This window comes from Microcoleus sp. Pol8_D6, from assembly GCF_036700965.1.
Taxonomy (GTDB): domain Bacteria; phylum Cyanobacteriota; class Cyanobacteriia; order Cyanobacteriales; family Microcoleaceae; genus Microcoleus.
Window position 1 is genome coordinate 38,253 of sequence record NZ_JAUBPW010000006.1, and the last position, 13,576, is coordinate 51,828.

General features: G+C 46.8%; 13 protein-coding genes. 6 read left to right on the forward strand and 7 right to left on the reverse strand.

Translation table 11 applies throughout. The features are described from left to right. Nucleotides 1–105: 105 nt before the first annotated feature. The 3 genes from QUA10_RS04100 to QUA10_RS04110 form a co-directional block, all read right to left on the reverse strand. Entirely contained in the window at nucleotides 106–348 is a 243-nt protein-coding gene (locus QUA10_RS04100; protein ID WP_333081334.1) for a hypothetical protein, read from the reverse strand. A gap of 325 nt (nucleotides 349–673) precedes the next feature. Further along, nucleotides 674–1,234 (reverse strand): Uma2 family endonuclease, encoded by a 561-nt coding sequence (locus tag QUA10_RS04105; protein WP_333081336.1) that lies wholly within the window; start codon nucleotides 1,232–1,234, stop codon nucleotides 674–676. Nucleotides 1,235–1,312: 78 nt separating this feature from the next. Beyond that, nucleotides 1,313–2,290, reverse strand: coding sequence for a hypothetical protein (locus tag QUA10_RS04110; RefSeq protein WP_333081337.1), 978 nt, complete (start codon nucleotides 2,288–2,290; stop codon nucleotides 1,313–1,315). 63 nt (nucleotides 2,291–2,353) lie between these two features. Between QUA10_RS04110 and QUA10_RS04115 the strand changes: the two genes are divergently transcribed. Continuing rightward, nucleotides 2,354–3,583: a CapA family protein gene (locus QUA10_RS04115; RefSeq protein WP_333081339.1), complete on the forward strand. Its 1,230-nt coding sequence runs from the start codon at nucleotides 2,354–2,356 to the stop codon at nucleotides 3,581–3,583. Nucleotides 3,584–3,684: 101 nt separating this feature from the next. Here the strand turns inward: QUA10_RS04115 and QUA10_RS04120 are convergent, their stop codons facing one another. Both QUA10_RS04120 and QUA10_RS04125 read right to left on the reverse strand, forming a co-directional pair. Then, nucleotides 3,685–4,464 (reverse strand): calcium-binding protein, encoded by a 780-nt coding sequence (locus tag QUA10_RS04120; protein ID WP_333081340.1) that lies wholly within the window; start codon nucleotides 4,462–4,464, stop codon nucleotides 3,685–3,687. A 164-nt stretch (nucleotides 4,465–4,628) separates the two neighbouring features. Then, the gene (locus QUA10_RS04125; RefSeq protein WP_333081342.1) at nucleotides 4,629–4,847 is read right to left on the reverse strand and encodes a precorrin-6A/cobalt-precorrin-6A reductase; all 219 of its coding nucleotides are present in this window, start codon (nucleotides 4,845–4,847) and stop codon (nucleotides 4,629–4,631) included. A 438-nt stretch (nucleotides 4,848–5,285) separates the two neighbouring features. Here QUA10_RS04125 and QUA10_RS04130 point away from each other — a divergent pair, with 438 nt between their 5' ends. Together QUA10_RS04130 and QUA10_RS04135 are read left to right on the forward strand one after the other, a co-directional pair. After that, the gene (locus QUA10_RS04130) at nucleotides 5,286–5,426 is read left to right on the forward strand and encodes a hypothetical protein (protein WP_333081343.1); all 141 of its coding nucleotides are present in this window, start codon (nucleotides 5,286–5,288) and stop codon (nucleotides 5,424–5,426) included. 231 nt (nucleotides 5,427–5,657) lie between these two features. Continuing rightward, nucleotides 5,658–6,176 (forward strand): transcriptional regulator, encoded by a 519-nt coding sequence (locus tag QUA10_RS04135; RefSeq protein WP_333081344.1) that lies wholly within the window; start codon nucleotides 5,658–5,660, stop codon nucleotides 6,174–6,176. A 212-nt stretch (nucleotides 6,177–6,388) separates the two neighbouring features. Here the strand turns inward: QUA10_RS04135 and QUA10_RS04140 are convergent, their stop codons facing one another. Together QUA10_RS04140 and QUA10_RS04145 are read right to left on the reverse strand one after the other, a co-directional pair. Continuing rightward, on the reverse strand, nucleotides 6,389–8,317 hold the full coding sequence (locus tag QUA10_RS04140) for a penicillin-binding protein 2 (RefSeq protein ID WP_333081345.1): 1,929 nt from the start codon (nucleotides 8,315–8,317) through the stop codon (nucleotides 6,389–6,391). A gap of 421 nt (nucleotides 8,318–8,738) precedes the next feature. Further along, on the reverse strand, nucleotides 8,739–9,314 hold the full coding sequence (locus QUA10_RS04145; protein WP_333081346.1) for a hypothetical protein: 576 nt from the start codon (nucleotides 9,312–9,314) through the stop codon (nucleotides 8,739–8,741). A 337-nt stretch (nucleotides 9,315–9,651) separates the two neighbouring features. Between QUA10_RS04145 and QUA10_RS04150 the strand changes: the two genes are divergently transcribed. The 3 genes from QUA10_RS04150 to glgB all read left to right on the forward strand — a co-directional run bounded on the left by QUA10_RS04150 (nucleotide 9,652) and on the right by glgB (nucleotide 13,481). Beyond that, nucleotides 9,652–9,855 carry a serine protease gene (locus tag QUA10_RS04150; protein WP_333081347.1) on the forward strand — a complete coding sequence of 68 codons (204 nt, stop codon included), beginning with the start codon at nucleotides 9,652–9,654 and terminating at the stop codon, nucleotides 9,853–9,855. Between the two features lie 532 nt (nucleotides 9,856–10,387). Continuing rightward, nucleotides 10,388–10,537, forward strand: coding sequence for a hypothetical protein (locus QUA10_RS04155; protein WP_333081349.1), 150 nt, complete (start codon nucleotides 10,388–10,390; stop codon nucleotides 10,535–10,537). Between the two features lie 649 nt (nucleotides 10,538–11,186). Continuing rightward, nucleotides 11,187–13,481, forward strand: coding sequence for a 1,4-alpha-glucan branching enzyme (glgB, locus tag QUA10_RS04160; protein WP_333081350.1), 2,295 nt, complete (start codon nucleotides 11,187–11,189; stop codon nucleotides 13,479–13,481). Nucleotides 13,482–13,576: the final 95 nt, after the last annotated feature.

Genomic DNA, 13,576 nt, shown 5'->3' on the forward strand with positions numbered 1-13,576 from the left:
TCCAAGACATACACAAAGCAAAATCTGCCACTACAGTTACCTGTAAAGAAATGAGCGGTAAGTGGGAATGTAAAAATACTTATGTAATTGTACTGGGTTGGCTGTTTAAAAGTCAATCCATTTGATATTAATGAGGCCTCCAGACACATTCACCAGTTCGCACTGATTAGGAGGAGCTCCGGCCCAATCAATTGCGGTTTGCCTTAATACGTTACTGCCCCAGTTGAGATATTTCCTCATGTCTTGTAGTAGGGCTTCTTCCTCTAGAACCGCAGGCTGAACTATAACGGCGATCGCAGCCAAGGAAGAGGCAGGGGGCAGAGGGCTATTGGCTGGGGAAAGGTACAAACCTCGCCCCAAGTGGTTGTTTTTTCTCCCTTCCTCTCTGATCCCTGCACAAGAGCTTTTTGACTCGGCTGCTCTGCCTTCTTACTTTCAAAACCTCGATAGCTGTCTTTGTCGCTTCTAGTTCGGAAGCAACATATCGTCTAGTTTGCGAGCGCTTCTGTGTGGCGTGGCCACAAAGAAGAGGTTGTGCCAGTTGCGTAAGTCCTGAGATAATTTGGTTTGTACTAAGGACTTAATTCCTGAGTTTAAATGATGACTAAAGTCCTCAATAGCAACCAAACGGGCAAAGTTTTAAAAGTGGTACAAAAAAGACGATTGCTCTGATTCATTGTTGCATTCTCAACCAGCTAAACACCTGTTCAGCGGTGATATTCAGGGCAATCATTTCGGGCACAGGAAGGACATCGCTACCTTCGCAGAATTGCGGTTGTTGGTTGGGCAAAAACGCTAAAATCGATCGATCATCTGGATCGATTAGCCACCCCAACTGACAATTATGTTGCAGACAGTGAATAATTTTTCTAGTTACGCGATTTGAGCTTTGCTGTGGCGACAGGATTTCGATAGCCCAATACGGTGCAATTCGCAGATCATCCACTGGTTCGCCGCTTTTATCAAATTCAATTTGTTCCCATAATAGTACCGCAATATCTGGAACAATCGATCGACCGCCAAAGGTGCACCGCAACTCTGGAAAAGCGTAAGCTATCTTGGGTTCCTCTACCACTTCATTAATGACACGCAGGAATTGCCCCTGGAGACGAGAATGTTTAGTTTTCGGCATAGGTTTTTGGAGAATCTCCCCCTCAATGTATTCGCTGGCAGGTTTAGTTTCTGGCAGTTTCAAAAATTCTTCCAGGGTCAAGCGCCTAGTTGCGACTGTCATAAATAAATTCCTCAATTCTACCTATCTTCAGTGTAATCCAAAAATTATTTATCTTGCATAAAAATGGTGTTATATATTCTAATTTTCCCGAACAATCTGCTGTTTAAATTCAAACAAATTAGGATTTGTAGGGTCATAAAAAGCCCGCAACCAATGCACGTTTGGAGAACCAAAAGTTTCAACCCTAGTAAAATTTTTCATTCTCGGTAGTTGAGTCTCATCGGTAAAATGGGGTAAAGGTTTATCGATGCGGAAATAGTGAGTATCGCCGTGGACGAATACAACCTGCCCTGGGAAATTGCCTGTTTCTGTTTCCAGAGTTGCGATAAAATCGTTGTAGCCACTTCTTCTTTTGTCCGTCGGCTCGAATTCAAATCCCGGATTTGCCTGTGCAACTAACACAATTCCTTTGCTGTTGATTCGTTTGGCTAAAGCAAAACATTCTTTTATCCACGCTAAGTTAGCCCAATTGCGATCGGCATATTCTGCATCTGCTTCGGGAGTGCGGCCAAAATTGTTGTTGCTTCCCGGCATATTAATCGCGAAAAACACAACGCCGTGATAAATCCAGCGAACATTTTCGCGGAATTTAGCAAACTGCGGGTTTTCGCTTTGACGGGTGAGAGTTAAGGTGCGCTTTCCCAAACTTTGATTACCTTGGTTGAAAATTTCCCGCAGTTTAGCGAGTCTTTCTACTGGATCGTAACTTCCGTTATTTGAACGGTGGCAATCCGTCCATTCATTGTCACCATAAACTAGAATAAATGGAATTTCAAAATTGTCAAATAACTGCTTGCGGCTGACAAAAGTTGCATCATCGCAGACACTAGAACCGTTTTTAATGTCGCCGTCGTGGACTACAAACGCTGCGGGCGATCGATTGATATCTGCAATCAAACTCGGAAAGTTTGCTTCCTGTTCGGCACTGTAGGGCAAATCGCCAATTAAGGCAAATTCAAAAGGTTTATCGCCCGAAGTTTGAGCGTAAGTTAAAACGCCAAAACCAGTAATTGCTACAAAAACAATAAAGGCAAGAATTAGATAGTTCTTTTTCATTTGGTTAGCCGGAAATAAATTAGTTATGATACCATATAAGCCGAAAAATCACTCTCAAAAATCATGAATTTTCGTCGGTTGCTCTCGGTAATTGCCATGCTTTCGATCGCAGGCTGCAATATCCAAACGCCACAAACCAACACACAGTCTACAGAAAGTCGTAGCTTGCGGGGCGGGACGCCATCGCCAATTGCAGCCCCTGTTCCCCCCAAACCACAGTCTGAAATCAAAGAAGCGAAACTAATTGCTGTCGGCGACATCATGATGCACAGTACCCAAACGCGATCGGGCTACGACGCAAAAAAGAAAACATACAATTTTGACACTTTCTTCGCACCAGTTAAAAGTATCCTGTCAACAGGCGATTGGGTCATCGGAAATCTCGAAACACCTTTAGCGGGCGAAGATGCGGGCGGATATACGGGATATCCGCTATTTAACGCACCGGCTCAATTAGCGGATGCTGCTAAAAAAGCCGGATTTAATATCTTGACAACCGCGAACAATCATGCATTAGACCGTGGAGAAAAAGGAGTAATTAGGACGGTCGCTAATCTGAGCGATCGCAAAATTGCGTTCACAGGAACAGCCACATCAGCCGCCGAAGCTTCACGCACTTTAATCAGCACCAAAAACAACATTTCATTAGCCAAGCTAGCCTACACCTACGGCACAAACGGCATTCCCATACCCAAAGGCAAAGATTACTTAGTTTCGCTAATAGACGAAAAAAAGATAGTCAAAGACATTGCCAAAGCCCGAAAGCAAGGAGCAGATATTATCGCAATTTCCCTGCATTTTGGCGACGAATATCAGCGACAGCCAAACACTCAACAAAAACAATTAGTTGAAAACCTATTAAAAGCTGGTGCAGACATCATTCTCGGTAGCCATCCCCACGTCGTTCAACCTTACAAAATTTTTAATTTTCCCGGAAAAAATGGCAAAACTCGCAAAGCTGTAGCAATTTATTCAATGGGAAACTTCATTTCCGGTCAGAATAAAAAATATACAGACTTAGGCGTGATTTTGCAAGTAAATATTCGCAAAAAATTTACCGAAAAAACCACCGAAATTACAGATGTAAAAACATATCCTACTTGGGTACAACGCTACAGCTTGAACAACAAATTAAACTACCGCGTTTTGCCCCTAGCAAAAACTGTCACCGATAAAAAAGATCCACTCTTAGCAACTTCGCAATATCCAATTTTATCAAAATATTTGCAGGATATGAACAATCATCTTAACTCTTTAAATAAACCTCCAGATAAGAAGAAATCCCTCCCTTAAGGCGGGGGGACTGAATAGCACTCTATCTAAGTTTTAGGTTTTAGGTTGGATACTTAGTCTATTCCATCTACCACCTACCACTTATTTTTGAGAAGTGTTTTTTACACGTAACTGAACCAACCTAGAGCGCTCTGAGTTAAAAATCTGTCCTGCAAAACGGCAATTAATTCGTAATTTGAATTTTCTTCGCGGTAAATAGCAGTGCCAGAAATTCCCTGAATTGGAGAGCCATCTAAGAGGTAGTCAGACGCACTTCCTTGCAGTTGAATTGTGTCTGCAAAGGGCAGATAATCAGTAATTAATGCGTAGTCAGCATCGCCGCCAACATTGTAGAAAGCCTGACCGGGCGCACCGAGAACGAAGGTATCCAATCCTGTTCCGCCAATCAGCGTATCTGCATCAATTTCCGCCCCGTAACCGTAAGCAATTATTCGGTCATTTCCGCTACCGCCATCTAAATAGTCGCTGCCATCGCGGCCTACGCCACTATCAGTTAGGATGTCGTTTCCATCGCCGCCGTAAAGAGAATCATTTTCCGTGCCGCCGATGAGAAAATCATCTCCAAACTCGCCGTCTAATTTATCGTTTCCGCTACCTCCAATTAGGATATCATCCGCATACCCGCCCCGCAGTTCGTCATTACCGCTACCCCCATTTAATTGGTCGTATCCATAGCCACCGTCGAGGAAGTCATCGCCATTTTCACCAAATAGTTGGTCGTTGCCAAAACCGCCATAGAGTGTATCGTCATCTTCGCCACCGTACAGAAAGTCGTTTCCGCCCACGCCGACTAGAGAATCATCCCCTGCTAAGCCGTAGATGACATCATTTTCTAGGGTTCCTTTCAAGCTGTCTGCTTCTTCAGTTCCAGTGATAACCATTGTTTTAGTTCCTGAAATTGCTAGTCGGGAGCGCAAATCGTGCGAGCGAAATTGCCATCGAGGTGGGATGGCAAAATCTAAGAGCGCGATCGCTCTCCCTTAATCAGTTATATCTACTTTAACTATTTTGAAAATTTTCGACCAGTCGCTTATTTGAGTGACACTCATTTTAGGGAACTCAACTGCTGAATGAGCCAATCAATCTCCCCTTCCACATCAGCAACCTGCTCAACATCGGGAATCTGCTGGCGCTGCACCATCACCACCGGAATTCCCAGTTCTCTAGCCGCAACAACTTTAGCATAAGTAGCAGATCCTCCGCTGTTTTTACTAACAATTATATCAATCTGGTATTTTAATAGTAATTGCCCCTCGTATTCCAATGTAAAAGGTCCCTTGCTAATAACAATTTACCGTTAGGTATAGGAGTATTTAGTGCAGGAGGATCGATCGCCCGCATCAAAAACCAAATAGTCACTGATCTAGGGTGCGTCAGGGAAAACGATATTACCCGAAATCGCGGTACGGCAGTGCCGTTTCCCTACAAATCGGGCGATCGTTACATCCGACCCGGTTGATTTTACCCGTTACCCGAAATTAGGACACCGCACTGCCGTTTTCCTACCATTAACCGGGGAATCGTTATATCCGATCGCTCGATCACCCTGGACTCCGCAAGATTATGATGGAGTTCTTCTGTATAATTCTCACAGTGAGGACAAACTATTCTTGACGCTAAAACACGAGCGTCGAAAGTAAATTTGTCTCTCAAGTTGAGTACAAGTTTCCACCTTGACTCTCGGCAAGTCGGGAGCATCTCAATGAAAGCAGGCAAGCTAGAAATTGAGATTCTCCCTACATACCTTCGGGCTCTGATGCGATCGGGCGATCGACAAGATTGCTGTAGGGAAACCGCACTACTGTTTCCTGACTGCCGTTTCCTTACCCCCAGTTTTTTTTAAAGTCGCATAAATTTTCAGTAAATACCGATCTACACACTTCCCAAACCCAAAGTTAAAATATAGCCAATAAAAAAAATAGCTCTTCCTAGCTGTTTTTTTGGCAAGCTAAATATCAGGGAGTTCATCTACGTGTCAATAAATAAAACGCTTAAAGGCAGAGCCACTACACCTGCTGCAGGTTTTACAATGATTGAGCTATTGATAATTCTTTTAATCATAGGAATATTTTGTGTGATCGTCGCCCCCTCTTGGCTAATGTTTATCAACAACCACCGTTTAAAGCTATCGCTCGATAGAGCTTATTGGGCAATGGAACTTGCCCACAGCAACGCCAAACGATCCAAAATTTCATGGCAAGCCAGCTTCAAACAAGTAGGAGAAAATGTACAAATAGCCGTTCACCCAGCCGACATTCCCCCAGCTCAAATACCAGACAGTCAATGGAAAAACCTAGAACCGCAAATTCATATAGATCCAGATGAAACAACAGTGCTCCAAGTAAATGAAAGCAACGAGCAAAAAACAAACGGCACAATCCGGCGCGTCATGTTCAACCACAGAGGTTGCCCCGTATCTCGAAGCGACCACGATTGCACGCTAACGAGTATAAGAGCCAAAGGAACCCTAACGCTATATCATCCCAACTTAAGAAACAGCCAACGCTGCATCATCATCTCCACTCTTTTAGGACATAAACGCACCTCCAAACGACAATCAAAACCCAACGAAAACAAAAGATATTGTTACTGAGTCACTGATGTAGGGTGCGTCAGGGAAAACGATATTACCTGAAATCTGGACACGGCAGTGCCGTTTTCCTACAAATTGGGCGATGCTTACATCCGATCACCCGATGAATTATGTTGGGGGTAGGGAAACGGCATTGCCGTCTCCTCCATCGCCTTGTTGTCGATAGCTATATTCGATGTCAATTTCTGACGCCACATCTCAGATATAATCAACTACTTCTTACTCGGCGCAATCTTCTCAATAGAAATCAGCGCCTCCATCACCGACTCCACAATCGGCGCCGCCACCGTACCCCCCGAAGAACCCTGATTAGGCTCATCAATCACCGCCAGCACCACATACCGAGGAGCCTCCACAGGCATTATCCCCACAAAGCTAGTAATAATCGCGTTCTTAGAATAACCCCCACCAGCATTAGCTTTTTGAGCCGTGCCTGTTTTTCCAGCAATCCGATACCCAGGAATTTGTGCAGCTTTCCCCGTACCACCATCAACCACAGTTTCCATCATTTCTAACACCTGCTTAGTAGTTTCCGGCGAAAAAACCTGCTTTGGAACCGCCTTCGGAAGCTTCCAATAAGCTTCGCCTTCCCTATCAAAAAGTCCCCGCACAACGTGAGGAGTCACTAACTTGCCACCATTAGCCAAAGCGCCGTTAAGCTGCACCAACTGCATCGGAGTAATCGAAAAACCTTGCCCAAAGGCCGTAGTAGCAACTTCCACCGGAGAGTTAATAAATTGCTCTCGATTTTTAAGTTGACTGCTTACTTCAAAAGGCAAATCAGTTCCCGCAGTTTGTCCGAGTCCGAGTTTTTCTAAAGCTTGATAGTAAAGAGAAGGTTTCATGGTTCTCATGATGTGCACCATCCCCACATTACTAGAATGTTTCAAAATCTCAGTAACAGTCGAAGGGCCGCGCGCGCCTGCTCTTTGGTAATCGGAATTTTGGATAGTCCAGGGATTCATATAAATCCGACCTTCATCGTTAAACACAGTATTAGGTTTCACCGCACCCGCTTCCAGAGCGATCGCCACATTAATCGCTTTAAAAGTCGAACCAGGCTCATAAACATCAGTGACAGCCCAATTTTTATAGCGCGACAAATCGAAATTAAAATATTGATTCGGGTCATAAGAAGGTTCCGCCACAACTGACAGCAATTCCCCGTTACGGGCATCCATCACAATCACTGTGCCCCGCTTCGCATCGTGTTGCTTCATTTTTTCCTTGAGGGCACTTCGGGCAGCCCGCTGCAAGCGACTGTCGATCGTCAATTGCAATTTCAAGTCATCAAGCTGTACAAATCCCGCCGTCAGCCGATCTGGAACCCAATTCCCATTGCTCGACCTGCTAAACTGAATCGACGGCATCGATCGTTCCAACAAATTCTGCTGGCTGTATTCCACCCCGGCTTGTCCCTTCCGTTCCCCGTCCACATAACCGAGGATATCCGCCGCCAACTCCTGCTGGGGGTAAAAACGCTGCTGCTGCCGCAGCAACTCCAAGCCATCGACCAGACTCTCTTTAATTTGCATCTGAGCGACGCGATCGGCAACCTCTTGAGGCAGAGACTCCGCAATTGTAATACCGCTGTCAGCAAGATTAAACCTGCGTATCAGTTCGGTTTCCGACGTAGTGCCCGGAGTCAGTTCGATCGCCAGCATCGGAGCCAATTTAGCAGCAATTTCCGCTTTCGAGTGGTTAAACAACTTCGGGTGAGCGTAGAGCGTGTACACCTGTCTGTCGATCGCCAAAACATTTCCTGCGCGGTCAATTATCGGGCGTCTCGGTACAAAGGGCTTCGTTTTGAGAGTTTGCTGCTGCTCGGCCTGTTTACGCAGCGCCGGAGCTCGCGTCACCTGCAAATAAAACAAATTCACAGCCAGCCCCAGCCCCCCCAGCATCAACACCGCCCACACCGCCCACAAACGGAACTTGCTGCGCTTTAAACGCTCCACCGGTCGCCCCCAAGATGCAGCCGTCTGTTGTGGCGATCGGCCGAAACTGCCCGAAGATCTAGGTTTGGCTGGTTTTTCCCACCCAGTACGCGCGGCGAAGCTATCCCGTAGGGAATCGCCCGCCTGTTTTTTGCGTTTAAAATTCGGCGATCTGTAGCGGTCAAAACGGGGGTCGTAGCTCATGGCATTAAAAATTCAATAGCAAGTTAGAGCGTTTTAGAATTTAGAATTTATAACTTAAATCTTAAAAGACAAAATTCACTACTTGGGAATGATATCAAATCCGTTAGCGTCGGAATAGTAAATTCAAGTTCGCTGTTCACTGTTCACTGTTGACGGTTGACTGTTCACTGTCCACTGTCAATCGTCAACATCATGTATGAGTGTAACCGGAAATGATATGAGCATTCCCTATCAGGGTTTGGATCACCTACAGTTGCATTCTATTTTGTGAAGTGGTCTTAATTATTTTTAATCTGTAACTTACGGTGGGAAGCAGAAAATCGATCGCGACTTGCAAAAAAGTCAAAAAGGAAATTAGATCCTCCAATTCTCAAGCCCTCGGACACTCAGGCCCTCGGGCGCTCTCCGCTTTGACACAGGTTTAATAGCCCAGCGGTGTTTCCACACCAGCTCGACTCTTGAGAGCGGGCTCAGAATTTGGTGCCGCAACGGGTGATCGAGTTTCAGGGGCCGGCTGCAAGAAAATCGTGTCCCCAGGATTCTGTGGAACCAAACCGGTTTCGGAATTTTGGGCTTCTTTAGCAAGTTGGTGTTTCAAGACTTCGCTAGAAGCACTCAATTGCTGTTCCCGGAGGCGCAGAGTTTCCAGTTTTTGATACTCCTGACTCCAGCGCTGCTCGCCGTAAACTGTCAAGCCGTAGAGGCTCAGAGCACCGCCCAAAAGCATAAGCGCTACCACTGAGGAGGCGCGCTGTGCCTGCAGGAGCGATCGTAACCACACTGGCTGCTGCTGGCGATTGGGCAAGACTTTCAGCACTGATGCCGACGATCGAGCCTGAGCCTGTTCGTCTGCTGGCGAGTAGTTGGGCAATACCGGCCCTGTCTTCGCCCGCCTAGCTTTGGCAATAGAAGTAACTTTGCTTTTGGCAGCACCAGCAGCGGGCTTGCGGGTCGATCGGGAGCGGGGAGAATCCGGGGATCTGATAGCAGCGGTCATAGAGTTCACCAATACGTAAAGTGGGGTAGCTTCAGCTTGATTGAGGTTAAAAGTTTTGTGTCTCCCAGATCGCCAGTGGTGGCTATCTGCGTTCGATCGGTTATCCTTACCAAGGATACCTCACAAGCCAACCAACCCATCCTACCACTGGTCTCTTTGACTTCAGGATTTGCCAAAAAAAAGAAATCTTTGCTGGTTAGCGATAATCTATGTGAAATTTATTAATAAATGCAGTATTGTAATCAACGAGCGAATCGTTGAGCTATTCGTGCCAGCATTGTTTCTCAAGTACACTATTCCCTTCCTTGCGATGGGTTTTCAATGTTAAGGAGTTTTTATGAACAAGGGATTAATTCGTTTGACTTTGGTAGTGGGCTTGGCAGCCGCCCTCGGCGCCTGCGGAGGTGAGACCACCAGCCCCACCAGCCCTTCTCCGGGCGGACCTGGCACTACTACTACTACTCCTCCTGCTGCTTCTTCTCCATCTCCAAAGTCCACTCCACCTGCTAGCCCAGCCCCTGCTCCTAAAAAGACTCCCTAACTAGAGTTCTCCCGGAGTCGGTGCCCAACGAGCCTAGCCTCGGGGTGAAAAATGGTTCGCTCCTCGCATTTTTTCATCTCATCGGTCTAGGTCTCAAGTTGGGTGGTAGTGATTGTCTGATGCTTTTACTACTAAAGTTCAGTACGCCCCCCTACAGCAGCAAAGTCCGCTGATTTGCTGCGTTATAAAAACATTTTTTTTCAACTAGAAAATTTGACCAATAATTTCTTGATGCTACCCGCCACGTGATTTGTCCGTGGAATCAATCCCAAATCCAAAATCCTTGCATCCTCAAGCCCCCGGATTTATCCGTGGTGTCAATCTAAAATCTAAAATCGAATGACTCCCGGCCTGCAGGTATTGAAACTCAACCCTGTGACAGGATGTTTGAGGACATTGCCAATGCTGCTGCCTCAACTGAACATCCACCGGAGGCAAGCGAGACTCGACGCAAATTTTGCACTCTATCCAGTCTCGCTTGCCTTCCCCGCAACTGTTCCCACAGACGAGAGGAAAGCAAGCAGAGACTTGGATGCTCGTCGAAAACTGGCTCGATGACAGCATCGGCATTGCTACTCGATTTGTTGACTACGAGTTTCGCGTCTGTGTGGTCAAGCACATCGAGCCGTCTGTTTTGAGCAAGTTTAGTTATTCAATTGGCGCCGCACCAGTTCGTTATTAACCCTGCCTCGGCAAAACTCGCCCCAGTTGCGCCTCAGTGCTGCTTTACACCTATTGCACCGTCGCTGGTACGATGGTGCTAGTTTGGTAGGCAATTCCTTAAGGATGGCAGATATTGCTTGCTGGTGTCGCCATGCTGAGTGCTTTAGCTTTAATTCCTCAATACCGAGTTAAGCATCCTTGGCTGTTTGAGCGTATTGCCCAAATTCACGGACTTTGTGGGGAAACCCAGCCTCCAGAATCTGAAAGTCTATCGATCAGGCTATTCTCCCTACCTGAAAATTTCAGGTAAACTATTAACTGCTGCCCCACACTTACAGGCTTGACCCTCCTGTCGTGGCAAATCGACAATAGTTTGAAAATTTCTCATATCACATATTAAATAATAAGTCAAGGATATTTCGGAAAAATATAAATTTTTCAATTTGTTTTAATATTTCTATACTTAGATGTTAGCAGCAAAACCCCAGCTCTGCCGCCGGCAAGGCAACAGCCTGCCGTGTGTGAAAGGGCGCGCGCTGGAGCTGCAGCAGTCAAGATCATGCTAATCAGTGGTAGGATCAGCGATCAAAAATGTATCCAAATGTAAAGTGCAGCGCCGCTCTAGGTTTTGAAAGCCATTTAGTTAAAAGATTGAGGTAAGTAGTTTTATGCCCGCGACCGTCCCCTTTGAACAGATTGACCGCATTGTTTGGAATCAGCACCACGATCCATTTGAAGTGCTAGGCCCTCACGCGATCGAAGAAAATGGCAAAAAAGTCTGGGTCGTCCGAGCTTATCTGCCGAATGCGGATGCGGTATCCGTAGTTTTGCCGGAGGCCAGGGCCGAATACCCGATGAAATCAGAACATCACCCTCACTTTTTTGAATGTACGATCGACACCCCAGAACTAGCAAACTATCAATTGCGGGTCAAAGAAGGGGAACACGAGCGCTTCATCTACGATCCCTACGCCTTTCGATCGCCCAAACTCACAGAATTCGACCAGCACCTATTCTCAGAAGGCAATCACCACCGCATTTATGAAAAACTCGGGGCGCACCTCACCGAAGTAGGCGGCATCACAGGAGTATATTTTGCCGTTTGGGCTCCGAATGCCCGCAACGTCTCTGTTTTAGGAGATTTCAACTATTGGGACGGTCGCAAACATCAAATGCGGAAGTCGCAAAACGGCATCTGGGAATTATTTATTCCGGGACTATCCGTGGGAACTTCCTACAAATACGAAGTGAAAAACCAAGACGGACATCCCTACGAAAAGTCCGATCCTTACGGTTTCCAGCAAGAAGTGCGGCCTAAAACAGCATCAATTGTCACCGACTTAGACACCTACACTTGGCACGACAGCGCTTGGATCGAAAAGCGGCGGCACACAGACCCACTGACGCAGCCGATTTCGGTTTACGAATGCCACATCGGTTCTTGGCTGCACGCGGCTAATGACGAACCCGCCGTGCTAGCAAATGGGGAAATAGAACCCCCCGTGCAGGTTTCGGAACTCAATCCCGGGGCGCGCTTTCTGACTTACCGGGAATTAGCCGATCGGCTGATACCCTACGTCAAAGATTTGGGATTCACCCACATCGAAATGCTGCCCATCGCCGAACATCCTTTCGACGGTTCTTGGGGCTATCAAGTAACTGGCTATTTCGCCCCAACTTCCCGCTACGGCAAACCTGAAGATTTCATGTATTTTGTTGACCAGTGCCACGCCAACGGCATTGGCGTACTGGTGGACTGGGTACCGGGACATTTTCCCAAAGACGGCCACGGCTTGGCTTTCTTTGACGGAACTCACTTGTACGAACACGCGGACTCCCGCAAGGGCGAACACAAAGAGTGGGGAACCCTAGTATTTAACTACGGCCGCAACGAAGTGCGGAATTTCCTAGTATCAAACGCTCTGTTCTGGTTTGACAAGTACCACATCGACGGGATTCGCGTGGATGCCGTAGCCTCGATGCTTTATTTGGATTACTGTCGCGAACCGGGAGAATGGCTGACCAACCAGTACGGGGGCCGGGAAAATATCGAGGCGGCAGATTTTCTGCGTCAAGCGAATCACGTCATTTTTAGCTATTTCCCAGGGGCGCTGTCGATCGCCGAAGAATCTACCTCTTGGCCGATGGTATCTTGGCCGACCTATGTAGGGGGTTTGGGTTTCAACCTGAAGTGGAACATGGGTTGGATGCACGATATGCTCGACTACTACCACATGGACCCGTGGTTCCGCCAGTTCCACCAGAACAACATAACTTTCAGTATGTGGTACAACCACAGCGAGAATTTCATGCTGGCTTTGTCCCACGATGAGGTAGTTCACGGCAAAGCCCACATCATCGGGAAAATGCCAGGGGACGAATGGCAAAAGTTTGCAAACGTGCGGTGTTTGTTTACTTTTATGTTTGCTCATCCCGGAAAGAAAACGATCTTTATGGGGATGGAGTTCGGCCAGTGGCAAGAGTGGAACGTTTGGGGGGATTTGGAGTGGCGTTTGCTGCAATTCGAGCCGCACCAAAAGTTGAAGCTGTTTTTTAAAGATTTGAACAATTTGTACCGCAGCGAAACGGCACTTTACAGTCAAGATTTTGCTGAGGATGGGTTTGAGTGGATTGATTGCAGCGACAACCGACACAGTGTCGTGGCATTTGTGCGCCGAGAGAAGGATGGCGACGAGTTTGTGGTGACGGTGTGCAATTTTACGCCGCAGCCGCACTCTCACTATCGCGTAGGAGTGCCGGAACCAGGTTTCTATACGGAGTTGTTTAACAGCGACGCGCGGGAATACGGCGGCAGCAATATGGGGAATTTGGGGGGCAAGTGGACTGAGGAGTGGTGGTTCCACAACAGTGCTTATTCGATCGACTTGTGTTTGCCACCTTTGGGGGTCTTGATCTTAAAGCTTGATCGGGCAAAAACAACAGCAAAATCTCAACAGTTTTAAGTTGTGAGTCATGAGAGTTTTGAGTTAAACATCAAAACTTTATTAAACCTAAAAATTTGAGGGTATTTAGAAACCCGGTTTCTTGGACAAACCGG